General features: G+C 41.6%; 1 protein-coding gene and 1 pseudogene. Both read right to left on the bottom strand.

All coding sequences use genetic code 11. The features are described 5' to 3' along the window. Positions 1 to 413: transposase (locus tag A0F92_RS00160; protein WP_167516646.1), on the bottom strand; the 413-nt coding region annotated here is incomplete at its 3' end. A gap of 4 nt (positions 414 to 417) precedes the next feature. Continuing rightward, positions 418 to 644, bottom strand: a pseudogene (locus A0F92_RS00155) (IS982 family transposase); the annotation flags it as partial.

Genomic DNA, 644 nt, shown 5'->3' with positions numbered 1-644 from the left:
ATTTTAAGCAAGAATCCATCCTTTGTAACTGCATGAATTGACTGGGGTGTCAGTTCTACAATTTCGCTAATGGTGGTTTCTATGCGTTTTCTCATGACATTCTTTATAAACCTCTGATAAGGTTTGTCTGCTCTTTTGCTGTTTGCCTTCCTGCATATCTTCAGCTCTATCAATTCTGTTTCTTTGTATAGCTCTTCCAGTTGGTATGCCGTGTAGGCACTGTCTCCAAATAAAGTACTTTCGGGCGGCAAATCCATAAACATTTTTTGCAGGGCATCCACATCATGTTCGCTGCCAGGCGAAAAACAAAGTTCAACCGGTATGCCGTCTTTGGTTGTAATCAACTGTACTTTTACACCATAAAAGTATTCCCGTTTACTGGCATTAAAACCCCGCCATTGCTCACCCTTCAATAGTTTACTGCGGCTGATAACGTATGTTATGACAGGCTTTCAAAGGAAATGAATCAATAATGTATTCCAGCTCTGCACACATATACTTAAACAGCCTGCCAATATGCAAAAACAGCCACATCAACAGCGAGGCCACCTTATGGAGCCGCTTATTGAAACCACTGTTGCCAATCATTGCCGGCACCATATTATGTGTCCACATATAATTGATGGCATGGAACTGGTTGCCTT

Source organism: Hydrotalea flava (assembly GCF_001623405.1).
Lineage (GTDB): Bacteria > Bacteroidota > Bacteroidia > Chitinophagales > Chitinophagaceae > Hydrotalea > Hydrotalea flava.
This window is presented reverse-complemented; position numbering and strand designations above follow the sequence as displayed.